At 60.5% G+C, this 25,708-nt stretch carries 26 protein-coding genes; 16 read left to right on the top strand and 10 right to left on the bottom strand.

Annotated elements, in window-relative coordinates; translation table 11 throughout:
* Positions 1-188 precede the first annotated feature (188 nt).
* Positions 189-2,576 carry a beta-galactosidase gene (locus tag AC3ITA_RS06105; protein ID WP_489279750.1) on the bottom strand — a complete coding sequence of 796 codons (2,388 nt, stop codon included), beginning with the start codon at positions 2,574-2,576 and terminating at the stop codon, positions 189-191.
* Between the two features lie 96 nt (positions 2,577-2,672).
* Complete coding sequence (gene dinG / locus AC3ITA_RS06100; protein ID WP_095943927.1) at positions 2,673-4,817, bottom strand: ATP-dependent DNA helicase DinG; 2,145 nt, start codon at positions 4,815-4,817, stop codon at positions 2,673-2,675.
* Positions 4,818-4,916: 99 nt separating this feature from the next.
* On the opposite strand from dinG, the gene AC3ITA_RS06095 reads away from it, so the two are divergent.
* A complete protein-coding gene (locus tag AC3ITA_RS06095) occupies positions 4,917-5,381 on the top strand; it encodes a CopD family protein (protein ID WP_095943926.1) in 465 nt (154 codons plus the stop codon).
* A gap of 116 nt (positions 5,382-5,497) precedes the next feature.
* On the opposite strand, the gene AC3ITA_RS06090 is transcribed toward AC3ITA_RS06095, so the two are convergent.
* The 4 genes from AC3ITA_RS06090 to AC3ITA_RS06075 form a co-directional block, all read right to left on the bottom strand.
* Positions 5,498-6,256 (bottom strand): collagen-like triple helix repeat-containing protein, encoded by a 759-nt coding sequence (locus tag AC3ITA_RS06090; protein WP_489279749.1) that lies wholly within the window; start codon positions 6,254-6,256, stop codon positions 5,498-5,500.
* Entirely contained in the window at positions 6,249-6,527 is a 279-nt protein-coding gene (locus AC3ITA_RS06085) for a DUF1145 domain-containing protein (RefSeq protein WP_095943924.1), read from the bottom strand. Before AC3ITA_RS06085 ends, AC3ITA_RS06090 begins: the two co-directional genes overlap by 8 nt.
* Before the next feature lie 148 nt (positions 6,528-6,675).
* Positions 6,676-7,383, bottom strand: a complete 708-nt coding sequence (locus AC3ITA_RS06080; protein WP_489279748.1) for a PA1041 family peptidoglycan-binding anchor lipoprotein — start codon at positions 7,381-7,383, stop codon at positions 6,676-6,678.
* A 90-nt stretch (positions 7,384-7,473) separates the two neighbouring features.
* On the bottom strand, positions 7,474-8,163 hold the full coding sequence (locus AC3ITA_RS06075) for a PA1041 family peptidoglycan-binding anchor lipoprotein (RefSeq protein WP_008052136.1): 690 nt from the start codon (positions 8,161-8,163) through the stop codon (positions 7,474-7,476).
* Between the two features lie 189 nt (positions 8,164-8,352).
* Between AC3ITA_RS06075 and AC3ITA_RS06070 the strand changes: the two genes are divergently transcribed.
* From AC3ITA_RS06070 to AC3ITA_RS06055, 4 genes are all read left to right on the top strand, one after another.
* Entirely contained in the window at positions 8,353-8,850 is a 498-nt protein-coding gene (locus AC3ITA_RS06070; protein ID WP_414929184.1) for a DUF6231 family protein, read from the top strand.
* 4 nt (positions 8,851-8,854) lie between these two features.
* Positions 8,855-9,331: a YchJ family protein gene (locus AC3ITA_RS06065; protein ID WP_095943921.1), complete on the top strand. Its 477-nt coding sequence runs from the start codon at positions 8,855-8,857 to the stop codon at positions 9,329-9,331.
* Positions 9,332-9,418: 87 nt separating this feature from the next.
* On the top strand, positions 9,419-9,913 hold the full coding sequence (locus tag AC3ITA_RS06060; RefSeq protein ID WP_150673129.1) for an LEA/WHy family protein: 495 nt from the start codon (positions 9,419-9,421) through the stop codon (positions 9,911-9,913).
* Entirely contained in the window at positions 9,910-10,116 is a 207-nt protein-coding gene (locus AC3ITA_RS06055; protein WP_007955014.1) for an SEC-C metal-binding domain-containing protein, read from the top strand. Before AC3ITA_RS06060 ends, AC3ITA_RS06055 begins: the two co-directional genes overlap by 4 nt.
* A 98-nt stretch (positions 10,117-10,214) precedes the next feature.
* Here the strand turns inward: AC3ITA_RS06055 and AC3ITA_RS06050 are convergent, their stop codons facing one another.
* A complete protein-coding gene (locus AC3ITA_RS06050) occupies positions 10,215-10,772 on the bottom strand; it encodes a cysteine hydrolase family protein (protein WP_095943919.1) in 558 nt (185 codons plus the stop codon).
* Positions 10,773-10,966: 194 nt separating this feature from the next.
* Here AC3ITA_RS06050 and AC3ITA_RS06045 point away from each other — a divergent pair, with 194 nt between their 5' ends.
* The 6 genes from AC3ITA_RS06045 to AC3ITA_RS06020 all read left to right on the top strand — a co-directional run bounded on the left by AC3ITA_RS06045 (position 10,967) and on the right by AC3ITA_RS06020 (position 17,958).
* Positions 10,967-13,417: a penicillin acylase family protein gene (locus AC3ITA_RS06045; protein ID WP_489279745.1), complete on the top strand. Its 2,451-nt coding sequence runs from the start codon at positions 10,967-10,969 to the stop codon at positions 13,415-13,417.
* A gap of 342 nt (positions 13,418-13,759) precedes the next feature.
* Positions 13,760-14,542 (top strand): transporter substrate-binding domain-containing protein, encoded by a 783-nt coding sequence (locus AC3ITA_RS06040; RefSeq protein WP_056720873.1) that lies wholly within the window; start codon positions 13,760-13,762, stop codon positions 14,540-14,542.
* Positions 14,543-14,598: 56 nt separating this feature from the next.
* Positions 14,599-15,327, top strand: coding sequence for an ABC transporter permease (locus AC3ITA_RS06035; protein ID WP_095943917.1), 729 nt, complete (start codon positions 14,599-14,601; stop codon positions 15,325-15,327).
* Positions 15,324-16,034: an ABC transporter permease gene (locus AC3ITA_RS06030; RefSeq protein ID WP_046029299.1), complete on the top strand. Its 711-nt coding sequence runs from the start codon at positions 15,324-15,326 to the stop codon at positions 16,032-16,034. The genes AC3ITA_RS06035 and AC3ITA_RS06030 overlap by 4 nt, the downstream gene beginning before the upstream one ends.
* A gap of 27 nt (positions 16,035-16,061) precedes the next feature.
* Positions 16,062-17,180: a succinylglutamate desuccinylase/aspartoacylase family protein gene (locus AC3ITA_RS06025; protein ID WP_095943916.1), complete on the top strand. Its 1,119-nt coding sequence runs from the start codon at positions 16,062-16,064 to the stop codon at positions 17,178-17,180.
* Between the two features lie 13 nt (positions 17,181-17,193).
* A complete protein-coding gene (locus AC3ITA_RS06020; RefSeq protein ID WP_095943915.1) occupies positions 17,194-17,958 on the top strand; it encodes an ABC transporter ATP-binding protein in 765 nt (254 codons plus the stop codon).
* A gap of 127 nt (positions 17,959-18,085) precedes the next feature.
* Here the strand turns inward: AC3ITA_RS06020 and AC3ITA_RS06015 are convergent, their stop codons facing one another.
* Positions 18,086-18,295, bottom strand: coding sequence for a hypothetical protein (locus AC3ITA_RS06015; protein ID WP_033047523.1), 210 nt, complete (start codon positions 18,293-18,295; stop codon positions 18,086-18,088).
* 107 nt (positions 18,296-18,402) lie between these two features.
* Positions 18,403-18,969 (bottom strand): dCTP deaminase, encoded by a 567-nt coding sequence (gene dcd, locus AC3ITA_RS06010; protein WP_007940589.1) that lies wholly within the window; start codon positions 18,967-18,969, stop codon positions 18,403-18,405.
* Between the two features lie 353 nt (positions 18,970-19,322).
* On the opposite strand from dcd, the gene AC3ITA_RS06005 reads away from it, so the two are divergent.
* On the top strand, positions 19,323-19,532 hold the full coding sequence (locus tag AC3ITA_RS06005; protein WP_002554837.1) for a cold-shock protein: 210 nt from the start codon (positions 19,323-19,325) through the stop codon (positions 19,530-19,532).
* 149 nt (positions 19,533-19,681) lie between these two features.
* Here AC3ITA_RS06005 and AC3ITA_RS06000 read toward each other — a convergent pair whose 3' ends face one another.
* Positions 19,682-20,689 carry a DUF481 domain-containing protein gene (locus AC3ITA_RS06000; RefSeq protein ID WP_489279744.1) on the bottom strand — a complete coding sequence of 336 codons (1,008 nt, stop codon included), beginning with the start codon at positions 20,687-20,689 and terminating at the stop codon, positions 19,682-19,684.
* 163 nt (positions 20,690-20,852) lie between these two features.
* Between AC3ITA_RS06000 and AC3ITA_RS05995 the strand changes: the two genes are divergently transcribed.
* The 4 genes from AC3ITA_RS05995 (at position 20,853) to AC3ITA_RS05980 (ending at position 25,642) form a co-directional block, all read left to right on the top strand.
* On the top strand, positions 20,853-21,206 hold the full coding sequence (locus AC3ITA_RS05995; protein ID WP_095943940.1) for an MGMT family protein: 354 nt from the start codon (positions 20,853-20,855) through the stop codon (positions 21,204-21,206).
* Positions 21,207-21,250: 44 nt separating this feature from the next.
* Positions 21,251-22,810, top strand: a complete 1,560-nt coding sequence (locus AC3ITA_RS05990) for an AmpG family muropeptide MFS transporter (RefSeq protein ID WP_095943913.1) — start codon at positions 21,251-21,253, stop codon at positions 22,808-22,810.
* A gap of 143 nt (positions 22,811-22,953) precedes the next feature.
* Entirely contained in the window at positions 22,954-24,669 is a 1,716-nt protein-coding gene (locus AC3ITA_RS05985; protein WP_489279743.1) for a proline--tRNA ligase, read from the top strand.
* A 19-nt stretch (positions 24,670-24,688) separates the two neighbouring features.
* Positions 24,689-25,642 (top strand): hypothetical protein, encoded by a 954-nt coding sequence (locus tag AC3ITA_RS05980; RefSeq protein ID WP_095943911.1) that lies wholly within the window; start codon positions 24,689-24,691, stop codon positions 25,640-25,642.
* Positions 25,643-25,708: the final 66 nt, after the last annotated feature.

Below are 25,708 nucleotides of genomic sequence, written 5' to 3'. Positions count from 1 at the left end.
TGGTCGGCATTGTTCCAGCCCTTGAGGGTTTTGGGAACAGGGTTGGGCCGGGCGGTCAACGTGTTACCGGTCCAAAATGCAACAGTGATGCTAATGATGTCTTCGCGAGCAGGCTCGCTCCCACAGGAGAATGCATTCCAAAGTGGGAGCGAGCCTGCTCGCGAAGAACGATGACGCGGTTTCGGGTCTTAGTGACCTTTGCCGGAATGCCCACCGGCGCCCTTCCCCGGCCCCTTGCCGGCCTCGGCCTTGCGGCCGCCCTCGGCGTCGTGACTGGCTTTGTCGGCGGCGGCAGCCTTCTCGGCCTCTTTGCCCAGTTGCTCGACTGTCGCCAGGTTGCTCTTGCGCACGCTGTCGACAAAACCCTGGAACGGCAGATCAGTAATGCCCACCAACCCGAAGTGACCATTTTCACCGTCAAGCAAGCGCCCGGTGACCGGTTGATCGAGGTATTGGAACCAATGCACGCCGACAATCGACGGCTCGCTCAATGCCTGCTTGAGGAAGTTGACGTACGCCGGGCCGCGCTCCTCCTCCTTCGCCAATGGCGTGACGCCACCCCAGAACGGGCCACGATCAGCCGAGCCGAAATTGAACTCGGTGATCAGCACCGGTTTGTCGAGACTGCGCAACTTGGCGAAGTCGTAACCATCCTGGGGTTGCAGGGTGTACATGTTGAAGCTCAACACGTCGCAGTACTGGGCGCAGGACTCCACCGCTTGCGGCGTGCTGATCGCGAAACGGCCACCGAGCAGCAGCTGGTTCGGCGCGTGCCACTTGAGTGAATCGGAGATGGTCTTGAAGTAAGTGTCGGCAAAGACCTTCTGGAAGTATTTGAAGTCGGCTTCGATTTCCGGGTGCTCGGCGCTCGGAAGCGGTGGCACGAACCCCGGATCTTCCATCAGCTCCCAGGCTGGCAGATCAATGCCCCAGGCTTTCGACAGGCCAGCCTGATTGCGGTACTTGTCACGCAGTTGCTTGAGGAACGCGCGCTTGGCCGGCACGTCGGTGGTCATTTTCAAAGTGCCGTAGGCCAGGGCATAACGGGCTTTCGGATCATCGCCTGGACCGGCCCAGGCCAGTTCGTTGTCGGCGTAGTAACCGATCAGCCACGGATCGTCACGATGGTCGCGGGCAGCAATCGCCACTGCACGCTCGGTGGCCATGGCAAAACGCGGATCGAACGGGTCCGGCATGCCGCCCCACCAGTCGGTGCCGGTGCTGATGCTGGCGTAGTCGCCGACGATCGACAACGGCAAGGTGTAAGGCACACGATCAGCGTCGCCCAATACGGGTGCGCTCCAGTTGCCGACGGTGTTGAAGCCCCAGGCCTGCAAGCGATCGAGGGTGTGGCGGGCCCAGCGCTGCTCGTCGAATAGCGTTTTGCACGGTTCTACGGAATTCGGCGCTGCCGTCGCTTCGGACTTGGCTGTTTCGGCGACGCCGGCCTTGGTTTCTTTGCCCTGCGCGCAAGGATCGCCATACAGGCGCTGCTGGTTGGCAGCGTAAAAGTCGTACCAACGCCCGGCATTGTAGCCGCGCCCTTGATCGGCACCGTTGCCGCCACGGTTGTCGCCATCTCCGTAATGACTGGCCAGCGCCTCGTCAGCCTTGGGCAAGGATTCGAACATCCACTCGCGACCGGCAACGTAGGTCTGGTTGACATCCGGCGCCACGGTATTGACCCCGAGGGAATAGAACGGGTGCCCCTCGGGCGTCACCAGGTACCAGCGACCATCACGCTTTTCCGTGCGGAAAAAGCCGCTGGCCTTGAAGGTCGGGCCTTTGTTTAAACCACCGAACTTGTCCAGGGAGGACTTTTCGCGCTCAGCCAGCCAGGTTTTCAGTTGCTGCTGCTCCTTGCTGGCAGCACTTTTCAGTTGTTCGTCGCTGCTGATTTTTTCCGGCCATTTGGCCCGGGTCGACTGGCCGTAAGCATCCACCAATCCGCCATACACGGCCTGGGTGACCGACTCGCCGTTCTGCACACCAAAGCGTTCCAGCAGGATGCTTTGCGCGGCTTTGGGCTGGTCCATCGACAAGCTCACCGACACCACCTGGCTGCGATCCAGTTCACCGGCGCTGCTGGCCAGCAACACACGCTGGCCCTCGACGGTCATCGGCATCGGCGGGCCAGCCTTCATGCCCTGGCTCAACGGCGATGTCGCTTGCAGCGGTACCAACAGGGTTTGCGCAGGCCCCGCCGGCAGATCGACGCGGCTGACCAGGGTCTTGCCGTCGTTGCTCTGGATGGTCACGTACAGGGTCAAGGCCCAGTCCATCGCGCTCTGGATCCGCAGGCTCATCGCGCCCGACTGCGACCAGTCCCAGGCGCCGGTTTGCGGGGTCAGGCGCAAAGTCGGCCGGGCGACCGGGTTGAACGTCACCCGGCGCAGCACTTCGCCCTCGGGGGTTTGCTCGGCGTTGGATTGCGGCAGGCTGGCGTCCTGAGTCGCCACCTGGACCACGTCGGCGGGGCGCACAAAATTGAACAGCGTCTGCTGGCTGGCGGGGGCGGCCAATAGCGGTGTTGCGAACATCAGGGCAAAAACGGCAGGCAACGAACGGCAAATCATGAGAACGAATTTCTCCCTAACGACCTTCAATGGGCCAGTGGAAAAGCGATGGCAGAGAGATAGACAACACGGTGGGCAAAACTGCCCACCGGTGTTTCAGGAAATTTCTCGACGGAACGGCGGCAACGCGTTGAGGATGGCTTTGCCATAGCGCTGGGTCACCAGGCGCCGGTCGAGCAAGGTGATGGTGCCGCGGTCTTCTTCGGTGCGCAGCAAGCGACCGCAGGCCTGGACCAGCTTCAGCGAGGCGTCCGGCACGGAGATTTCCATGAACGGATTGCCGCCCCGGGCTTCGATCCACTCGGCCAGAGCTGCTTCCACCGGATCATCGGGTACCGAGAACGGAATCTTGGCGATCACCACGTGCTCGCAATAGGCACCGGGCAAGTCGACCCCTTCGGCGAAGCTCGCCAGGCCGAACAGCACGCTGGAATCGCCGCCATCGACCCGCGCCTTGTGCTTGTTCAGGGTTTCCTGTTTCGACAGGTTGCCCTGGATGAACACTTGCTTGCGCCAGTCGCGGTCGAGGCCGTCGAACACGTCCTGCATCTGTTTACGCGAGGAAAACAGCACCAGCGTGCCCCGCGAGCCTTCGACCAATTCAGGCAGGTCGCGAATTATCGCGGCGGTATGCGCCGCTGCATCACGGGGATCGGCGTTCAGGTTCGGCACCCGCAGCACACCGGCGTCAGCGTGATGGAAGGGGCTCGGCACCACCGCCGTCACCGCCTTTTTAGGCAGGCCGGCGCGCATACGGAAGCGGTCGAAGGTGCCGAGGGCAGTCAGGGTCGCCGACGTCACCAGGCAGCCATAGGCCACGTTCCACAGGTTGCGGCGAAGCATCTCCGCCGCGAGGATGGGGCTTGCGTTGACCTCGATGTCGAACAGCGAACCGCTCTCGGCCAGGGTCAGCCAGCGGGCCATGGGCGGGTTGTCTTCCGGGTCTTCGACGGTGAAGGCGGTCCACAACTCCCAGTTGCCGGAAGAACGCGACAACAGGCTGCCGAACAGCGGATACCACTCCTCGGCCTGGTTGCTGGCGATGCCGATGTTGACCTCGCCGTCCATGCCTTCCTTGAGCAACTCGGTCAGGCGGGTGAACAGATCGGTCAGCCGCGCGAAGCCTTTCTTCAGTTCGATGCCCATTTCACGCATGTGCTCGGGAATCACCCCGCCGACGAATCGGTGACGCGGGCGCTCGCGGCCTTCGACGTCTTCGCCGGGTTTGAAATCGGCAATCTGCTCGCAGGCGGTAAACATGAACTGCTGCTGGGTCTTGATCTCCCGCGCCAGCTCCGGCACCTGCTCGATCAACTTGCCCAGGTCCCCCGGCAGCGGGTGCTGGGCCAGAAGCTTGGTGAGGTTCTTGGCGGTGGTTTCCAGCCAGTCGGCGGTGGAACGCAGGCGCGTGTAATGGGCGAAGTGGCCGATGGCCTTGTCCGGCAGGTGATGACCTTCGTCGAACACGTAGAGGGTGTCGCGCGGATCGGGCAGCACGGCGCCGCCGCCCAGGGCCAGGTCGGCCAGCACCATGTCGTGGTTGGTGACGATCACGTCGACCTTGCCCATGCCTTCGCGGGCCTTGTAGAAGGCGCACTGGCCGAAGTTCGGGCAATGACGATTGGTGCACTGGCTGTGGTCGGTGGTCAGCCGTGCCCAGTCGGCGTCTTCCAGGGCGGTGGACCAACTGTCGCGGTCGCCGTCCCACTTATTGCCGGCGAGTTTTTCGATCATGCTGGTGAACAGCTTCTGGCTGGCCTCGTCGACCTCGATCTTGAAGCCTTCTTCTTCGAACAACTGAGCGGTGGCGGTTTGCGCGTGGCCTTCCTGGAGCAACATGTCGAGCTTGGACAGGCACATATAGCGCCCGCGCCCCTTGGCCAGGGCGAAGCTGAAATTCAGCCCGCTGTTGCGCATCAAGTCGGGCAAGTCCTTGTAGACGATCTGCTCTTGCAGGGCCACGGTCGCGGTGGCGATCACCAGGCGCTTGCCGGCAGCCTTGGCGGTCGGGATCGCCGCCAGGCTGTAGGCCACGGTCTTGCCGGTACCGGTGCCGGCTTCCACCGCGACAATCGCGGGGTCGCCACTGCGCCGGCCTTCGTCATCGGTGTCGATGTCCCCCAGGACCTTGGCGACTTCGGCGATCATCAGGCGTTGGCCATAACGCGGCTTGAGGCTCTTGGCTTCGAGAAAACGCGAGTAGGCGCCCTGGATCGTGGTTTTGAGTTCAGTGCTGATCATGGATTGTCGGGCGCAAAAAACGCTGGATAAATTTTCAGTGGTTCGGTTCGGCGGCTATCATACCCCGCTAATGAATCCCGCGCAGAACGGAGTAACCCAATGACACCTTTTAGCCTCATTTATAGCCTGCATGTACTGGCGGCCCTGGTCTGGGTCGGCGGCATGTTTTTCGCCTGGATGGTCCTGCGCCCCGCTGCGATCAAAGCACTTGAAGGCCCTGCCCGGCTGAAGCTGTGGGTAGAAGTGTTTCAAGGTTTTTTCCGCTGGGTCTGGGTGGCGGTGGTGCTGTTGCCAGTCAGCGGCGTGGGCATGCTGCACATGCACTTCGGTGGCTTTGAAACTGCGCCACGTTATGTGCAGGTGATGATGGGCTTGTATGTGGTGATGACCGCGCTGTTTATCCGCATTCAGGCGTTGATGCTGCCCGAACTGCGCGCCGCGGTGGCCGAACAGGATTGGCCCGCTGGTGCAGCGGTGCTGGGTCGGATCCGCAAGTTGGTGGGGATCAATCTGTTGGTGGGGCTGGCTTTGGTGGCGATTGCCGCCGCTCGGCCGATGCTCTAAAAGCATCGTCGGATCGCCGCACGGACCAAGCTCGCACACAGGGGCTGTACAGATCCTGTGGGAGCGAGCTTGCTCGCGATAGCGGTCTGACAGACAGCTCACATTTCGGCGATTGCTTACATCCGCTGTACCGTCACCGAACCCGCCGCACCTTCCGGCCCCGGCTGCCCGTCAGCCCCAGGCTTACCGCTCTTGCCGCCATCGGTCTTGTAAATCAGGCAGCCCTTGGCCTTGCCACCCGCGCCAGGTTTGCCGCCAGGGCCGGCCAGGTCACCGGCACCGCCAGCCACCTGAACCTTGATCCGGTCTGCCGGGAAGTCGTGCGGCACGGCCAGTTTGACCAGCGCCCCCGGTGCTCCCGGCTGACCATTGCTGCCATCACTGCCATCGGCACCGCGCCCCGCTTGACCCCAGGTGCAGCCCGGCTCCTGGCCGTTGGCCCCATCAAGGCCAACGAACCCCGGTGCGCCCGCACCACCGCGGGCATCAACGATCAACTGCGCTGCATTCAGTGCCTTGATCTGCAAATCAAGGTTGCGCCCGGATCGAGCGGCCTTCTGGTAAGTCCCGGGGGCGCCACGGGAGGTGATCTGGCTGCCTTCGGACAAGTCAGCGCGACGGACCTTCAGCGCCAGCGCCTGTTCCCCCGGCACGATGGCTATGCGCGCTTCGCGCCCCAGATGCAATTCACCCACGGTGACTTCCGTGACGTTCGAAGGAATCAGCAAGGTGCCGTAATCGGCCACTTCCAGGCGTTCCAGTTGCAGGGTGCTGGCGGTGTTGGGCAAGCGCATCAGCGAGTTGGTTTCGACACTCACCACCTGTGCGCTGGCCAATGGGCTTATGAGTACGGCGAGCAGACAGAGTTTACGCATGGGAAGCCTTCGAAGCGGTGGGGGCTGGAATGGTTTGCAGGTGGAATACGCCGAAAATGACGATCTTCAGGCGGTCAAGCCAGGGATGGGCACGACCCCGGAGGCTGCGATAGCACAGCAACGCTTCCAGAAGATGGATGACTCCCAACAGGCCGCCGGCCAGATTGACCAACGGGTGCAGCGGAAAGACAAACGGTATGAGCAGATTGACCAGCGCTACCGCCCAGAACAGCAAGGTCAGTAACCGCCCCAGTCCCCATATGACTTTCATACGCGCCCCCGATGAGAATTATTGTTTGCGCGCACAGTAACGGCTTCCACGCGGGATAAGCCAGAGGGCAACGGAAAATTCTTCATGAAGGCCGCCAAACGGCCGTCGCAGCGATCACACACGTCGCCCGACGGCTCTATCTCTTGGCTCAGCGGTTTATATGCAGCTCCACGCGACGGTTTTTCGCGCGGCCTTCTTCTGTTTCGTTGTCGGCAATCGGTTGGCTCTCGCCCCTGCCTTCGCTGGTGACTTTGTTCGGCGCCACACCCTGGCTCAACAGGTATTCCGCCACGCTGCTGGCACGCCGCTCCGACAAGGCCTGGTTATAGGCATCCGAACCGACGCTATCGGTATGACCGACCACCTTGATGCTGACCACATCGGCATCCTCGAACTTGCTCATCAACGCGTCCAGTTGACTCTTCGCCGTCGGGGTCAGCTCGGATTGATTGAAGACAAACAGTACATCGCTCAGAGTAATGACTTCGGATTGCGCAGGCTCGACCTGGACGCTATCCGGGTACTGCGGCACCGGGCAACCGCGATGGTCGACCGGGGTACTGGCGGGAGTATCAGCGCAACGGTCGCGCCGGTCGAAAATGCCGTCGCCGTCTTCGTCGCCATCCTGGGCATAGCATATCAAGCCGCCGGACAAGATACCCAGCGCCGCCCCACCCGCGGCCCAACCACCACTCTCGATTGCGCCCAGACCACCACCGACCAGGCCGCCGATGAGGCTGCAAATTGGCCAGGTGCGTTGATTGAGGGGGGCAGTGCCATCGCTGTGGGTTGCGCAGCCGGTCAAGAGGCTGCCAAGTAGCAGAACCGGCAAGACGGTCCTTGTGAGAACGATCATATTGAAAGCTCCTGTGTACCGGCCAATACCGGTTACACAGGAGTAAAGACCCGCATCCGCGACTGCACAAGGCGCGGATGCGAGGGGAGCTTAACGCTGGATTTTGATTTCGGTACGACGGTTCTGTGCACGACCGTCAGCGGTTTTGTTGTCCGCAACCGGCTGGCTTTCACCGGCACCGACAACCGAGACGAAGTTGCTGCGAGGTACGCCTTGCTCGATGAGGTATTCAACCACCGAGTGGGCGCGTTTATCCGACAGTTTCTGGTTGTAGGTGTCACTGCCCACGCTGTCGGTATGGCCGGTCACGGTCAGTTGAGCGGTAGGGGCTTCGGCTTTCAGGCGAGTGGCAATCTTGTCGAGTACCTGTTTGTCGGACGAGGTAAGCGTGGCTTTGTCAAACTGGAAGTGAACATCGCGGATGACGATGGTTTCTTCCTGAACCACAACCGCTTCTTCGACCACAGGCGCAGGTGGTGGGCAACCGTTGGCATCGACCTGAACGCCTTTTGGCGTGCCTGGGCACTTGTCGCGACTATCCGGCACGCCATCGCCGTCTTCGTCGCCATCACCGTGCACCCAGCAATAAGCCGCCGCCGTACCGCCGACGAGCAGAGCACCATACCCTGCCCATGCCGAGCTTTCGGTCGCACCGAGGCCCGCACCCACGACACCACCCACTGCCGCACAGGTCGGCCAGTCGGTTTTCTGCAAACCTGCGCAACCAGTCAAGACACTGGTTAGCAGAACCAAGGGTAATGCTGTCCGAACTATGCTCATCTAGTTTTCTCCTGAAGGATCGGCTTAGAACCGATTCAGGTAGTAAAGACCCGAGTTTTAAACTCCGCCAGCAATAAACCCTGCTGTTTATTCGCGTATTAACGGCAGCTTGGCGCTTTTGTCACCAAGGCGCTCTAGGCCCGAACGTTAGGGCAGGCTAGTCTTGGCAGATCTGATTGAGGATCTTCGATGATTGCAGGTATTTCTTCACGCACGCCACAACAGGCACTGGCCGCGTTACTCGACCGATATGCCCCCGCGCGCCTGTTGTTGATCGGCGCCAGCGAGTTCCCGGCACTGGAAGCTTTCAAATTCGCTCACCCAGACAGCAGTGTCGCTTTCGCGTCCCCCGGGCCGTTGCCCGACGAGTTGGCGGCCCGCCGTTTCGACCTGGCCCTGGTGGTCGACTGCCTGGAGCATTTGCCCAAGCGCGAGGGCCTGAACCTGCTGGGCGGCATCCGCAACCTCAACGCCAGCCGCATCGCAGTGCTGGCGGATCTGCCGGCCTGTGGCTGGCAGGAAACGGACTTTTTCTCCCTGGCACTGCAAGCCAGCGAACGCTTTCAACGGGACGAACAGGTCCTGACCCTGTTCACCTACGATCTGCTTGAATACAAACAAGTCCCCGACTGGCTCAATTCGCGCTTCTGGGCCAATCCGGAAAACTTCGGGAAATACTGGTGGTAATGCAATGAGTACATCCATTTGCCCTTGCGGCAGCGGCACCCTGCTCGACGCCTGCTGCGGCCACTACCATGCCGGGCACCCGGCACCGTGCGCCGAAGCCTTGATGCGCTCGCGCTACAGCGCCTACGTGCTGGGGCTGGTCGACTATCTGGTGGCCACCACCCTGCCCGCCCAGCAGGCCGGTCTGGACCGTCAATCGATCAGCGACTGGAGCGCGCAAAGTACATGGCTGGGCCTTGAAGTGGAAAGCTCCGAAGTGCTGGGCGGCCAGCCTGAACACGCTTTCGTGACCTTCACCGCGCGCTGGCACGACAGCAGTGGCGAGCACAGCCATCGAGAGCGCTCATCGTTCGTACAGAACACCGGGCGCTGGTACTTCATCGACCCCACCGTACAACTCAAACTCGGGCGCAATGACGCCTGCCCGTGCGCCAGTGGGCAAAAGTTCAAGAAGTGTTGTGCGGGGTACTTCAGCAGTTAGGACATGCATAGACGGCCCGCCACGCAGGCGCTGTCGAAGGCTGCGATCCTTTGGGTCTAGACTGGTGTTCAAGGGAGAAACACCACGATGATCATCCGCCGCGGCGCACTCTGTCTGCTCACGTTGTTCCTGACACTGGGACTTGGTGGCTGTGCGTCATGGTTCGACGACGACTTGCCGGACCCCGAGGTCCATCTGGTGAAAATCGAGGTGGTCAGCGCCAAACTGCTGGAACAGAAATTCCTCCTGCATTTTCGCATCGACAACCCCAACGACAGCGACCTGACCGTGCGCAGCCTGGAGTATCGCGTTCACCTGGGTGACATACTGCTGGCCGACGGCGAGTACGAACACTGGTTCACCATCAGCCCCAGGCACAGCGCTTACTTCAAGGTGCCGATCCGCACCAACCTGTGGTCCAAGGTCCGTGAAATGGCCAAACTGCTGAAAAAATCCGATCAGCCCATTCCCTATCGTCTGGAAGGTGAACTGGAAACCGGTATATTCATCGCCCACTACGTGCACCTGGCGCGCAATGGCGTGATAATCGCCGCCGATTTAATTCCGGAGCAACACCGATGACCCAGCAACCCCACGTCCACGGCCCTGACTGCAACCACGATCATGACCATCACCACCATGATCACGACCACGGCCATGTCCACGGTCCGAACTGCGGCCACGCTCATCAGGAACCGGTGCGCAATGCCCTGAAAGATGTCGGCCGCAACGATCCGTGCCCGTGCGGCAACGGCAAGAAATTCAAGAAGTGCCACGGCGCTTGATGCATTCCCCTGTAGGAGCGAGCCTGCTCGCGATGGACTGTCAGTCGACATCTGTGTCGCTGACACACCTTCGCGAGCAGGCTCGCTCCTACAGGTTTTTAATCTGCCTTTAATACACACGCAGCGCTGACCACCGTCGCATACTCACCATGCAAATTCCCCAACGACATCCCATGCACCTCTTCGGCGCTATGGGCATGGCCGAAAAAATCAGCCTTGTCGAAGGTAAAGCACGCATCCTCGGCCACCCACGTATCAAACCCCAGGTTGCCCGCTGTACGCGCCGTGGATTCCACCGAATTGTGGGTCGCGACACCCACGATGATCAACTGCCCGATCCCCGCCTCGCGCAACTGCGCCTCCAGCCCCGTTGAACAAAACGCATCGGGCACCTGCTTCTGGATCAAGCGTTCACCGGCCATTGGCTGAAACCGCTCCTGAAACTCCACTCCCGACTGCTGCGGCCAGAATACCGAATCCTCCGAGCGGGACAGGTGTTGCACATGGATCACCGGCCTGGCGGTGCGCCGCCAATGGCCGAGCAATTCCAGCATGCGCTCTTCGGCCAGAGGATTATTCCTGCGGCCGAGCCTGGGATGCAGGATTCCTTTTTGTTGATCGATGATGATCAGTGCCGCGTTTGCCTTGAGCTCCATGCCGACTGTTCTCCTGGATTGTTGAGCGTGTCGCACTTCAACATCCCCCATTGCCACTGGCAAGACTGCGATCTTTTCGGTTTATCAGACAAATCCTGAAATAACCTTGTACCCCGCTTGCGCGGCCACCTCCCGCTCACTAACGTAGCGCCTTTATTGCGCGCCGCCGCCTCTACCCCCGCAGGAGCTTTGCCATGGCCTCGCCAGCCCTTACTCATTTTCTACCCCGGTTCGGCGTTGCCGCAGCAGTGGCCGGTGTGTTGAGCCTGACCGGTTGTCAGAACTTCAGCGCCCAGGACACCCTCCCGCCGACCTCCGGCGTACAGCCACTCAAGGGCCTGGCGCAGAGCGTTTCGGTGCGCCGCAATGCCATGGGCGTGCCGCTGATCGAAAGCAACAGCTTCCACGACGCGCTGTTCACCCTCGGTTACGTGCATGCCAGCGACCGCATCACGCAGATGGTCACCCTGCGCCTGCTGGCCCAGGGCCGTTTGGCCGAGATGCACGGTGCCGACCTGCTGGATGCCGACCGTTACATGCGGGCGGTCAACCTGAAGAAAAGTGCCGGCGAGTTGTACAAGGCTTCTTCGCCGCGCCTCAAGCGTTTCTTCGAAGTCTATGCGCGCGGGGTCAACGCCTACCTGTTCCGCTACCGCGACAAGCTGCCGGCAGATCTGGCAGCCACCGGCTACAAGCCTGAATACTGGCAGCCGGAGGATTCGGCGCTGATTTTCTGCCTGCTGAACTTCAGCCAGTCGACCAACCTGCCGGAAGAAATTTCCTCGCTGGTACTGGCCCAGACCGTCACCACCGACAAACTGGCGTGGCTGACGCCGTCGGCTCCCGACGAAAAACTGCCGGTCGCCGAAAGCGAAAAACTGCAAGGCCTCAAGCTTAACGGGCAAGTACCGGGGCTGGCCGAACTCAGCAAGGCCACCGGGCAACTGTCGGACCTCAACCTGCTCGGCGCCACCTCGTCGAACAACTGGGCCATCACCCCGCAACGCAGCCGCAGCGGCAAGAGCCTGCTGGCCAGTGACAGTCACGGCCCGCTGGGCGTGCCTTCGTTGTTCAGTTACGTGCAGATTCGCGCGCCGAAATATCAGGCGTCCGGCGTGACCATCGCAGGCCTGCCGATGGTGCTTGGCGGTTTCAACGGCAAGGTGGCGTGGAGCATGACGTCCGTGATGGGCGACAACCAGGACCTGTTCCTGGAGAAGATCAAGCGCCAGGGCAACGGGCTTACCTACGAAAACGCCGGGAAGTGGCAGCCGGCGATCGTGCGCAATGAAACCTATTTCGTCAAAGGCCAGCGGCCGATTCGCGAAGCCGTGTACGAAACCCGCCATGGCCCTCTGCTCAACAGCGCCCAGGGCACCACGCTGGCCAATGGTTTCGGCCTGGCCTTGCAGACGCCGAACTTCACCGACGACAAAACCCTGGACGCGTTCTTCGACCTGTCCCGCGCCCAGAGCGTCGAGAAAGCCTCGGATGCCAGCCGCGAAATCCGCGCCATTGCGCTGAACCTGGTGTTCGCCGACGCCAGCCACATCGGCTGGCAAGTCACCGGTCGTTACCCGAACCGTCGTGAAGGCGAAGGCCTGCTGCCCTCACCGGGCTGGGAAGGTCGTTACGATTGGGACGGTTACGCCGACCCGATGCTGCACCCGTACGACCAGGACCCGGCCCAAGGCTGGCTCGGCACCGCCAACCAGCGGGTCATTCCCCATGGCTACGGCATGCAGTTGTCCAATTCCTGGGCGGCTCCGGAGCGCGGCGAGCGCCTGGCGGAACTGGCCGGCGCAGGCAAGCACGACAGCCGCAGCCTGATCGCCATGCAATACGACCAGACCACTACCTTCGCTGCCAAACTGAAGAAAATGTTTGAAGCGCCGGGCATGGCCCAGCCGCTCAAACACGCCATGGAGACCTTGCCGGCGGCCGATCGCGCCAAGGCACACGAAGCCTATAGCCGCTTGATGGCGTTCGATGGCAAGCTCGGCCCAGCCTCCACCGATGCGGCCATCTACGAACTGTTCCTGCAGGAAAGCACGCGGCAGATCTTCCTCGATGAACTGGGCCCTGAAAGCAGCCCGGCGTGGAAAGCTTTTGTCGCCGAAGGCAAGTTGTCCTACGCGGCCCAGGCCGATCACTTGCTCGGGCGTGAGGACAGCCCGTTCTGGGATGACGTGCGCACTGCACAGAAAGAAGACAAACCGGCCATCCTCGCTCGCAGCCTCGCCGCCGCAATCAGCGCCGGCGACAGCCAGTTGGGCGGTGATCACAACGCCTGGCAATGGGGCAAATTGCATCGCCATGAATGGAAAAACAGCAGCGGCCAGACCGTACGCGGCCCCCAGCCGGCCGGCGGCGATCACACCACCCTCAACACAGCCGCCTTCGCCTGGGGTCAGGACTTCAACACCACGCTGGCGCCAGCCATGCGCTTTATCGTCGACTTCGGCCAGTCCGAACCGCTGATGGCGCAGAACGGCACCGGCCAATCCGGCAACCCGGCCAGCCCGAACTACCTCAACAGCATCGAGCCGTGGCTCAAGGGCCAGTACATGAGCCTGCCGATGCAGCCGCAGAACTTCGATAACGCCTATGGCAAGGCGCGGTTGACCCTGACTCCAGGAAAGTAACCCGCCCTTTACTTGCTCGCGATGGCGGTCCGACATTCAACATAGAGGTTGAATGTCGGACCGCCATCGCCGTTGCCCTGACGCAAGGACAAGTCGTGTCGACGAGGTGGAGAGACTGACACCCCGCTCAGTCAATCCGTTTTTTGTAGCGAGATGATTTGGTGCACCCATTTCCCTGCGCCCGTTTTCGTGCATAAATCTGTCTCCGGCCATTTCCAAGTACCTTTTAAACGCTTGTTCGGCACTCTGGTTCGGAAATTGCTACTTTCAACAGGTCTTACGCTTTCCAGTAACAATAATTCTGCGCCACGAGCGCTCATATTGGTTTTTAGGGATTGAATAATGAAAAAAGCATTGCTGACCCTTTCCGCACTGGCGTTGTGCATGGCTGCTGGCTCCGCCATGGCGAAGGAGTACAAAGAACTGCGTTTCGGCGTTGACCCTTCCTACGCACCGTTCGAATCGAAAGCGGCCGATGGCAGCCTGGTAGGCTTCGACATCGATCTGGGGAACGCGATCTGCGCCGAGCTGAAGGTCAAGTGCAAATGGGTCGAAAGCGATTTCGACGGCATGATTCCGGGCCTGAAAGCCAATAAATTCGACGGTGTGATCTCGTCGATGACCGTTACCGAAGCCCGCGAAAAAGTCATCGACTTCTCCAGCGAACTGTTCTCCGGCCCTACCGCCTACGTGTCCAAGAAAGGTTCTGGCGTGACTGAAGACGTCGCCTCGCTCAAGGGCAAGACCGTCGGCTACGAACAAGGCACCATTCAGGAAGCCTATGCCAAAGCCGTTCTGGACAAGGCCGGCGTGAAAACCCAGGCCTACGCCAACCAGGATCAAGTCTATGCCGACTTGACCTCCGGTCGTCTCGACGCAGGTATTCAGGACATGCTGCAAGCCGAACTGGGCTTCCTGAAGTCGCCACAGGGTGCCGACTACGACGTCAGCAAGCCGGTCGACAACGCTTTGCTGCCAGCCAAAACAGCCATCGGCATTAAGAAAGGTAACACCGAGCTGAAAGCACTTTTGGATAAAGGTATCAAAGCGTTACACGATGATGGCACCTACGCCACCATTCAGAAGAAACACTTTGGCGATCTGAATCTGTACAGCGGCAAATAATGCCCGGCGCCCATCTCTCGATGGGCGCTTTTTTCATCCGATCAGGTTGCTGATTTATGTTCGAAAACCTATTAGAAAATCTGGGGCTCTCTGCCTTCAGCCTCAAGGGCTTCGGTCCGCTGCTGATGCAAGGCACCTGGATGACGATCAAGTTGTCGGCGTTGTCGCTGTTGGTAGCCGTGTTGCTCGGGCTGCTCGGTGCCAGTGCCAAGCTGTCAAAAGTCAAACTGATGCGCGTGCCTGCCCAGCTCTACACCACACTCATTCGCGGCGTTCCGGATCTGGTCCTGATGCTGCTGATCTTCTACAGCCTGCAAACCTGGCTGACGTCGCTTACCGATTACATGGAATGGGAATACATCGAGATCAACCCGTTCAGTGCCGGGGTCATTACCCTGGGATTCATCTACGGTGCCTATTTCACCGAAACCTTCCGTGGCGCGATTCTCGCGGTGCCACGGGGTCAGGTCGAAGCGGCCACCGCCTATGGCCTCAAGCGCGGCCAGCGTTTCTGGATCGTGGTGTTCCCGCAGATGATGCGTTATGCCCTGCCGGGTATCGGTAACAACTGGATGGTGATGCTCAAGGCCACGGCCCTGGTGTCGATCATCGGCCTCGCCGACCTGGTCAAGGCTGCCCAGGACGCCGGTAAGAGTACCTATCAGCTGTTTTATTTCCTGGTGCTTGCCGCGTTGATTTACCTGGTGATCACCAGCGCATCCAACTTCATCCTGCGCTGGCTCGAACGTCGTTACTCCGCCGGGACCCGGGAGGCCGTACGATGATCGAACTCCTGCAGGAATACTGGAAACCCTTCCTCTATAGCGACGGCAACAACATCACCGGCCTGGCCATGACCATGTGGCTGCTCAGCGCTTCGATCTTCTTCGGTTTTATCGTGTCGATCCCGCTGTCCATCGCCCGTGTATCGCCGCACTTCTACATCCGTTGGCCGGTGCAGTTCTATACCTACCTGTTCCGCGGTACGCCGCTGTATATCCAGCTGCTGATCTGCTACACCGGGATCTACAGCCTCGCCGCCATTCGGGCCCAGCCAGTACTGGACGCATTCTTTCGCGATGCGATGAACTGCACGATCCTGGCCTTCGCCCTGAACACCTGCGCCTACACCACGGAGATCTTCGCCGGGGCCATTCGCAGCATGAACCACGGTGAAGTCGAAGCGGCCAAGGCTTACGGGCTGACTGGCTGGAAACTGTATGCCTACGTGATCATGCCGTCGGCCTTGCGCCGTTCGCTGCCTTACTACAGCAACGAAGTGATTCTGATGCTGCACTCGACCACCGTGGCTTTCACCGCGACCATCCCGGACATCCTGAAAGTCGCGCGGGACGCCAACTCGGCGACCTTCCTGACCTTCCAGTCGTTCGGCATCGCCGCGCTGATCTACCTGACCGTCACTTTTGCGCTGGTCGGCCTGTTCCGTCTTGCCGAACGCCGATGGCTGGCCTTCCTCGGGCCGACCCACTAGGTCTCAACCAGTTTCAGGAAACAACAGATGCGCCACCAGAAACATGACCTGCTGGCCCCGCTGCCGGGGACCGCGAGACAGATCCACAGTTTTCACTTCGGCCCACAACCGGCAAACCGCAAGATCTACATCCAGGCCTCCCTGCACGCCGACGAGATGCCCGGCATGCTGGTGGCCTGGCACCTCAAGCAGCGCCTGGCAGAGCTGGAAGCCGCCGGTCGCTTGCGCTGCGAAATCGTACTGGTGCCCGTCGCCAACCCGGTGGGGCTGGAACAGGTACTGATGGATGTGCCGCTGGGCCGCTACGAGCTGGAAAGCGGGCAGAACTTCAACCGCTGGTTCGTCGACCTCAGTGAAGAAGTCGGCAACGCGATCGAAGGCAAGCTCAGTGGCGATCCACAGCACAACCTGCAATTGATCCGCAGCAACCTGCGCGATGCATTGGCCCGGCAGACCGCCGCCACCCAATTGCAATCCCAGCGCCTGACCCTGCAACGATTGGCCTGCGACGCCGACATGGTGCTCGACCTGCATTGCGATTTCGAAGCGGTCGCCCACCTCTACACCACACCTGAAGCCTGGCCGCAGGTCGAGCCGCTGGCCCGCTACATCGGCGCCGAAGCCAGCCTGCTGGCAACCGACTCCGGCGGCCAGTCGTTCGACGAATGCTTCACCCTGCTCTGGTGGCAGTTGAAGGAACGCTTCGGCGAGCACTTCGACATTCCGCCGGGCAGTTTTTCGGTGACCGTCGAACTGCGCGGTCAGGGCGACGTCAATCACCCGCTGGCCAGCCTCGACTGCCAGGCGCTGATCGATTACCTGATCCATTTTGGCGCGATCGCCGGCGAACCCGCGCCCCTGCCCGAGCTGCCCTACCCGGCGACACCGCTGGCCGGTGTTGAGCCGGTGGCCACGCCGGTGGGCGGGCTGCTGGTGTTCACCGCATTGCCGGGTGAATACCTGGAAGCCGGGCAACTGATCGCCGAGATCATTGATCCGGTCAACGATCTGGTCACTCCCGTTCATTGCGCCACAGCCGGGCTGATGTATGCCCGCTCGCTGCGCCGCATGGCCACTGCCGGCATGGTGATCGCCCATGTCGCGGGCACCGAAGCCTATCGCAGCGGCTATCTACTTTCGCCTTGAGGATGCACGTCCCATGTACAAACTGACCATCGAAGGCCTGCATAAAAGCTACGGCGACCATGAAGTCCTCAAAGGTGTTTCGCTCAAGGCCAGGACCGGCGACGTCATCAGCCTGATCGGCGCCAGCGGCTCGGGTAAAAGTACCTTTCTGCGCTGTATCAACTTCCTGGAACAACCCAACGACGGCGCCATGAGCCTCGACGGGCAGAACATCCGCATGATCAAGGATCGCCACGGCATGCACGTGGCCGACGCCGATGAGCTGCAGCGGATTCGCACCCGCCTGGCCATGGTGTTCCAGCATTTCAACCTGTGGAGCCACATGACGGTGCTGGAAAACATCACCATGGCCCCGCGCCGGGTGCTGGGCTGCGACAGGAAAGAAGCCGAGGACCGCGCCCGGCGCTACCTCGACAAGGTGGGGCTGGCTTCCCGCGTGGCTGACCAATACCCGGCCTTCCTGTCCGGCGGTCAGCAACAACGGGTAGCGATTGCCCGCGCACTGGCCATGGAACCGGAAGTCATGCTGTTCGACGAACCGACCTCGGCGCTGGACCCGGAACTGGTGGGTGAAGTGCTCAAGGTGATCCAGGGTCTGGCCGAAGAAGGCCGGACCATGATCATGGTGACCCACGAAATGAGCTTCGCCCGCAAAGTGTCGAGCCAGGTGCTGTTTCTGCACCAGGGCCTGGTGGAGGAAGAAGGCGCGCCGGAAGACGTGCTGGGCAATCCGAAAAGCGAGCGGTTGAAGCAGTTCCTGAGCGGCAACCTGAAATAACAACCTGCCCCCCCTGTAGGAGCGAGCCTGCTCGCGATAGCGGATTCTCAGTCGACATCATTGCTGACTGAACCGACGCCATCGCGAGCAGGCTCGCTCCTACAGAGGAGCCAGGGTGTCAGGGGTATCAGGCCACAGGTGCAGGCGGTGGCTCATCCGGCAGCGTAGGCTCGCCCGGTTCATTAGGCTGTTCGTTCGGGGTATCAGGATCTGGCTGGCCGGGAATACCCCCTGCCATGCTGACGGGCGGGTGTGCCAACAAGGACCAGGCCAGAACGCCAACCTGATTGGGTTCAAGCCTTGCCAGTTCGGCACTGATTCGCGGATCGATCTTCATTCGGCACTCCTGAGCGATGGCCCGACCCGCCTCGCGCGGATCGGAACAGTACACCCCATAGAGTGTACGCCCGCTCAGGAATTCCCGACATTTGTCAGACGGTTGACTCAGGTGCGCGGCAGGGTCACTCCACGCTGACCCTGATACTTGCCACCACGGTCCTTATAGGACACTTCACACTCTTCGTCAGACTCAAGGAACAGCATCTGTGCCACGCCTTCGTTCGCGTAGATTTTCGCCGGCAGATTGGTGGTGTTGGAGAACTCCAGGGTCACGTGGCCTTCCCACTCAGGCTCGAGCGGCGTGACGTTGACGATGATGCCGCAGCGCGCGTAGGTGCTTTTACCCAGGCAAATGGTCAACACGTTACGCGGAATGCGGAAGTATTCGACGGTGCTGGCCAGGGCGAAGGAGTTCGGCGGAATGATGCACACGTCGCTGTGGATGTCGACGAAGCTGCCGGCATCGAAGTTCTTCGGGTCGACGATGGCCGAATTGATGTTGGTGAACACCTTGAAATGATTGGTGCAACGCACATCGTAGCCGTAGCTCGACACGCCGTAGGAGATCACACGGCTATCGTCGCTGCCGCGCATCTGGCGCTCGACGAAAGGCTCGATCATGCCGTGTTCCTGCGCCATGCGGCGAATCCACTTGTCCGATTTGATGCTCATGGCGGGTGTCCTGAATAGCGAGGTCGAAAAATTCTGTCCGGCATCTTACCGGGCGCGCCGCCGGGTTCAAAGTCCGCGGTGCAAATCTCGCCGAACAGGCAGGAATTACCTGCTCTGGCGACGAACCGTCACACCGCCGATCCTTAAAACAGAGAAACCTGTGCAAGAAGCATTGGCACGTCCCGGAAAAAGGGTTAAGGTGGCGCCACTGTGCTGCTTGTGTCACTGAGAATCTCTACACGATATGTTGAATTTCGATCCAACCATCTACAAGAATTTTTCCTGCTCTTTGCACTCAGTCTCGGCCAGGGTTCTTCCTGAGTCGCAGTTATCTTTGTTCAAGGAGTTACACCATGTCTAATCGCCAAACCGGTACCGTTAAGTGGTTCAACGATGAAAAAGGCTTCGGCTTCATCACTCCACAATCCGGTGACGACCTGTTCGTTCACTTCAAAGCTATCCAGTCCGACGGCTTCAAAAGCCTGAAAGAAGGCCAACAGGTTTCTTTCATCGCTACCCGCGGTCAGAAAGGCATGCAAGCTGAAGAAGTTCAAGTTATCTAACTTGTACTTGCTTTAGTAAAAAGCCCCGCCCTCAACAGCGGGGCTTTTTTGTGGGCGAGTGTTTTGTTCACACAAAAAAGATCGCCACCTTCGACAGCTCCCGGGTTGACCCTGCGGGAGCTGTCGAAGGCGGCGACCTTTAGATGCTCTTACCAGGTCACGCCAAACCCTGCGGTGTAGCGCGTCTTGTCCAGATCCGAATCGTCGGTACCACTGATGATGTCGCGCTCCGCCTTCAGGTTCAGCGAAGCCCAGTCAGTCACCTTGTAGCGCAACCCCATTTCGGCATCGAGCGCGTAGTCGGCCACACCCGACAGCGGCTTGCCAACCTCGCCATTGGTAAAGAACTCGACACGCTTGCCGACCAGGTAGCGGTTGTAGTCCCACGTCATGGCCAGGGCGTAGAAATTTTCATCGCTGCCATCGGAAAATTCATAGTCCGTGCGGTTGACCAGCGAGCCCAGGGAGAACGCTCCGAGTTCGTTATCCCAGAACTGATAGCCGGGACCGGTACCGACCGTTCGTTGCCGGGAAAGATCCTCGACCTTGTCGCGCTTGTAGACCAGGCGCCCCTGCCAGAACCATTGCTCGGTCAGGAATCGGTCGATGGAGTACTCGGTCCGCCAGTTGTCCGTGGTCACCACGTCGTCCTGGAACTCACGGTTGTATTCACCCTCAGCGGTGTGCCGCCAGCGACCGTGTCGCGCACTGGTCTTGAAATCAATGTCGTAGTCATCGGTGTCGTTTTCCGCCCGCTGGTAATCCAGCGCGACATCGATGTTGCCTTTCCACACCAGATCCTCGACCACAGGTTTTGGCTTGAGGATCTGCTGAATGCTCCCCAGCTCGACCGTCTTCGGTGCGTCGCCGTTGGCCAGCGTAACCTTGCCGGCGTCCGCCGCTTTCAGCGATTTGGTTTTCTCGCCACTGTAGGCATCCTGCTTGACCAGCAACTCCTGATCGCTGTCCAGGGTCTTGACCTGTTTCCAGTCGATCGTCACCGCACCGGCGTACTCGGTCTGGATCAGCAGCTTGCCGCCATCGAACAGGGTGATCTTGCCGCTCAGCTTGTCACCGTTCTTCAACCACACGGTATCGGCCAGCAAGGGAGAGGATGCGCCAAGGACGGCGAGACACAGCAGGGATCTGGACAACATAAACAAAATACAGGCTCAGGCTTGCGAGAACAGTCGGCATTATCCGTAGGAACAAGGCCCTGACAAGGACTGACCCGACTATTTCTGTTGAGTTCATTTCTCAACTTCCTGCGAAGGAATTACTCTTAAGATGGTAAAGCAAACCTCTTCAGGACTGACGGACGTGACCGATCCAACCGATGAAGCCGATAGTGCAGCGCAGATCCGACGCACGGCGCTGTATTTGACGCTGGCACAGGTACCCGAGGGCAAAGTCGTCAGCTACGGCCAACTGGCCGAGCTTGCTGGACTGGGTCGCGCCGCCCGCTGGGTCGGGCGCACCCTCAGTCAACTGCCCGGCGACAGCAAGTTGCCCTGGCACCGTGTTCTGGGCGCAAACGGGCGTATCAGCCTGCCGGCGGGCAGCCCTTCGGGTGATGAACAGCGCGCACGATTACGCATGGAGGGCATCAGTATCCTGAATAATCGTGTTGATATTCAGCGCCATGGCTGGCGCCCGGTAGAGCACAGCGGTTAGAGTGCGCGCTTTGTTTCCGTATTTCTTGAGGCAGACTCCAGCCCATGCCCCGTAAAACCTGGCGCGCCGCGCTCGCCGCTTATGCCAGCCCCTCGACACTCGTGCTGTTGCTGCTTGGTTTCGCCGCCGGCTTGCCCTACATGCTGGTGTTTTCGACACTTTCAGTCTGGCTGCGTGAAGCTGGCGTGGCGCGTGAAACCATTGGCTATGCAAGCCTGATCGGCCTGGCGTATGCCTTCAAATGGGTCTGGTCGCCCTTGCTCGACCAATGGCGACTGCCATTGCTCGGTAAACTCGGTCGACGACGATCCTGGCTCGTGCTGTCCCAGGCATTGGTCATCCTTGGCCTGATCGGGATGGGTTTCTGCGACCCGCAAAAGCATTTGTCCTGGCTGATCGCCATTGCCGTCGTCGTCGCTTTCGCATCAGCGACGCAGGACATCGCGGTCGACGCCTACCGCCTGGAAATCGCCGAAGACAACCGCCAGGCCGCACTGGCCGCCAGCTACATGTCCGGTTACCGGGTCGCTGCGCTGCTGGCTACCGCAGGCGCGCTCTACTTCGCCGAAGGCTTTGGCTCCACCGGCTTCAACTACAAGCATTCGGCCTGGGCCGGCACCTACATCCTGTTCGGCGCCCTGATGGTCCCGGCACTGCTGACCAGCATGTTCATGCGCGAACCGCCGGTCCCGTTGCGCACGCAACTGCAGGCCGGGCGCTACAGCTTCATGCATCAACTGGCCTCAGTGTTCGTGCTGATCATTTTGCTGGTGTCCGTGCCAGCCATGTTCACCCAGCTCTACAACACCGACTTCGCCAGCGTACTGTTCGAAGGCGTGAGCCCGCTCGACCTGCTGCTCGAAGACCGCGCCTTCCTGCGGGCCATCCTCTATATCATGCTCACCACCCTGTGCCTCTCGGCCATGGGCCGTCGTGGCCTGGCGCCAGTGCTGACACCGGTCAACGACTTCATCCTGCGATACCGCTGGCAAGCGCTGCTGCTGCTTGGCTTGATCGCCACTTATCGGATGTCCGATACGGTCATGGGCGTGATGGCCAACGTGTTCTACATCGACCAGGGTTTCACCAAGGACCAGATCGCCAGCGTCAGTAAAATCTTCGGCCTGATCATGACCCTGGTCGGCGCCGGCATGGGCGGCCTGCTGATCGTGCGTTTCGGCATCCTGCCGATCCTGTTCATCGGCGGTGTCGCATCCGCGGCAACCAACATCCTGTTCCTGATGCTCGCCGACATGGGCCCCAACCTGAACATGCTGGTGCTGACCATCTCCCTGGACAACTTCAGCTCGGGCCTGGCGACCTCGGCGTTCGTCGCCTACCTGTCGAGCCTGACCAACCTCAAGTTCTCCGCCACCCAATACGCCCTGCTCAGCTCGATCATGCTGTTGCTGCCGCGCCTGATCGGCGGCTATTCCGGGGTCATGGTGGAAAAATTCGGTTACCACGACTTCTTCCTGATCACCGCCCTGCTGGGCGTCCCGACCCTGCTGCTGATCGCCTTGCACTGGTTCCAGGAGAACCACCGTGCAGGTCCGTCACCTACACCGGAGCCGGTGCAGACCCCGCTCACCGAAGAATCGTAGGATCTTTACGCCGGAAAAATCGCGGAGGGCCGAGTGAATCGCGCCCTCCTGCCTCACCGCCGACCGCACGCCTGTACGTCAGCGGATCTCGCCCGTACAATGCTCCGTCATTTCTCGTCATCAGCAATCGATAACGGCCAACCATGCGCACCAGTCAATTTTTGCTCGCCACACAAAAAGAAACGCCTTCCGACGCGGTCGTGATCAGCCACCAGCTGATGCTGCGTGCCGGCATGATCCGCAAGCTCGCCTCGGGCCTGTACACCTGGCTGCCGATGGGCTTGCGGGTAATGCGCAAGGTCGAAGCCGTCGTTCGCGAAGAAATGAACGCCGCCGGCTCTCTCGAAGTGTTGATGCCGAGCACGCAACCGGCGGAGCTGTGGCAGGAGTCCGGGCGCTGGGAAGAGTACGGCCCTGAATTGCTGCGCTTCAAGGATCGCCATGGCCGCGACTTCTGTGCAGGCCCCACCCATGAAGAAGTCATCACCGATCTGATGCGCAACGAATTGAGCAGCTACAAGCAGCTGCCGATCAACCTGTACCAGATCCAGACCAAGTTCCGTGACGAAATCCGCCCACGCTTCGGCTTGATGCGCGGCCGCGAATTCATCATGAAGGACGCCTATTCGTTCCACGCCGATCAGCCTTCGCTGCAGGTCACCTACGACCGCATGCACCAGGCTTACTGCAACGTGTTCACCCGTCTGGGGCTGAAGTTTCGCCCTGTAGAAGCCGACAACGGCTCCATTGGCGGTGCCGGCTCCCACGAGTTCCACGTGCTGGCCGAATCCGGTGAAGACGACATCGTGTTCAGCAACGGTTCCGACTACGCGGCGAACATCGAGAAAGCCGAAGCCGTGCCTCGCGAAACCTTGCGCGGCGCTCCGAGCGAAGAGCTGCGCCTGGTCGACACGCCGAACGCCAAGACCATTGCGCAACTGGTCGAAGGCTTCAACCTGCCGATCGAGAAAACCATCAAGACCCTGGTGGTGCACGCTGAAGAGAAAGGCAAGCTGATTGCCCTGATCGTCCGTGGCGACCATGAACTGAACGAAATCAAGGCCGCCAACCAGCCTGGCGTTGCCAGCCCGCTGGTCATGGCGTCCGAAAGCGAGCTGCGCGAGGCCATTGGCGCCGGCGCCGGTTCCCTCGGCCCGTTGAACCTGCCGCTGCCGATCATCATCGACCGCTCGGTCGAACTGATGAGCGACTTCGGCATCGGTGCCAACATCGACGACAAACACTACTTCGGCGTGAACTGGGAACGCGACCTGCCTGTTCCGACCGTTGCCGATCTGCGCAACGTTGTTTCCGGCGACCCTAGCCCGGATGGCAAGGGCACCCTGGAAATCAAGCGCGGCATCGAAGTCGGGCACATCTTCCAGCTGGGCAACAAGTACAGCAAAGCGATGAAATGCGAAGTGCTGGGCGAGAACGGCAAGCCGGTCACCCTGGAAATGGGCTGCTACGGTATCGGCGTATCCCGCGTGGTGGCCGCCGCCATCGAACAGAACAACGACGAAAACGGGATCATCTGGAGCGATACCCTCGCGCCGTTCCAGATTGCCCTGGTACCGCTGCGCTACGAGACCGAGCAGGTTCGCGAAGCCACCGACAAGCTGTACGCGGAACTCACCGCTGCCGGCTTCGAAGTGCTGCTGGACGACCGCGACAAGAAAACCAGCCCGGGCATCAAGTTCGCGGACATGGAACTGATCGGCATCCCACACCGGATCGTGGTCAGCGACCGCGGCCTGGCCGAAGGCAACCTGGAATACAAGAGCCGTACCGAGGCCGACGCACAAGCGCTGCCGGTCGCCGACGTGCTGCCCTTCCTTCAGGCCCGCATCCGCCGCTGAAAGCAGATATAGAGACGTCATGGTCAAGCGAAACACCTTAGGCCTCGGTGGTGCCGCCTTGTGCGGCGCCCTGCTGGTCAGCGGCTGTGCCAATCACATGTCACAACGCAGCGAGCACGAGGAGCGGGTCGAGCGCAAATTGCTCGATCACAGCCTGCAGATCGATGTCGGTGAGCCCAAGGTGCTTGAGCTGCCGCAACGGCGGGTGAAAATCCACGAGCAGAAGACTTTCGAAGTCACCGAGTACGAAGTCACTCGTCACTACGATCGCTATACGCCGTACCAACCCTGGCGGGAGGTTTACGAAATTCCGCTGGGCGCGGTGGCCGTGGTGGCAGGTGTCGGTGCCAACGTGGTCAACGTGTTCGCCCTAGGCAATCTGCCGGACAGCGTGACCAAGGACTGGCTGAGCTACGGTTTCGCCGGGCTCAACCCGTTCATGAACGTGCAGTCCCACGGTCGCGCGCAGCAGAACCTGGCCGGTATTGATGAAGTCCAGCGCGACAAGCGTACGGAATACTCAAGCCTGCCCTGGAGCGAGCGCCCGGTCGAGGTCAAGGCCGGCAAGGAAACCTTCGAACTGACCACCGACAAAAACGGCATATTGCGCCTGAATCTGTTGGACAACCCGTTCGCCGAACATGACATCAATCACCTGAGCCGGTTGCTGATTCGTGTCGAGGATGCCCAGGACGACGTGCACACCGACTCCTCGCTAGCCGTCAGCAGCACCTTGCGCAGCAAGCTCTATGAGGCCCACGGGCTGATTTATGACGATCTCGAAGGCGACGAAGTCAATCAGTGGGTCCACCGGGTCAAGCGCCTGTCGGAGCTGGGTCTTGAAGAAGAAGCCAGCGAACTGGAACAGAGCCTGATCGAACTGACGCGCAACGATCCCGAATTACAGACCGAATTCCTGAAGTCGCTGGCCCGCAATGGCGAACGGCTGGTGGCGAATCCGGGGCTGAACTAAGAGCCAAAAAGCTTCGCGAGCAGGCTCGCTCCCACATTGGATTTGTGAACATTCAAATCCCTGTGG

It is taken from the genome of Pseudomonas sp. GL_090, assembly GCF_057837765.1.
This window is presented reverse-complemented; position numbering and strand designations above follow the sequence as displayed.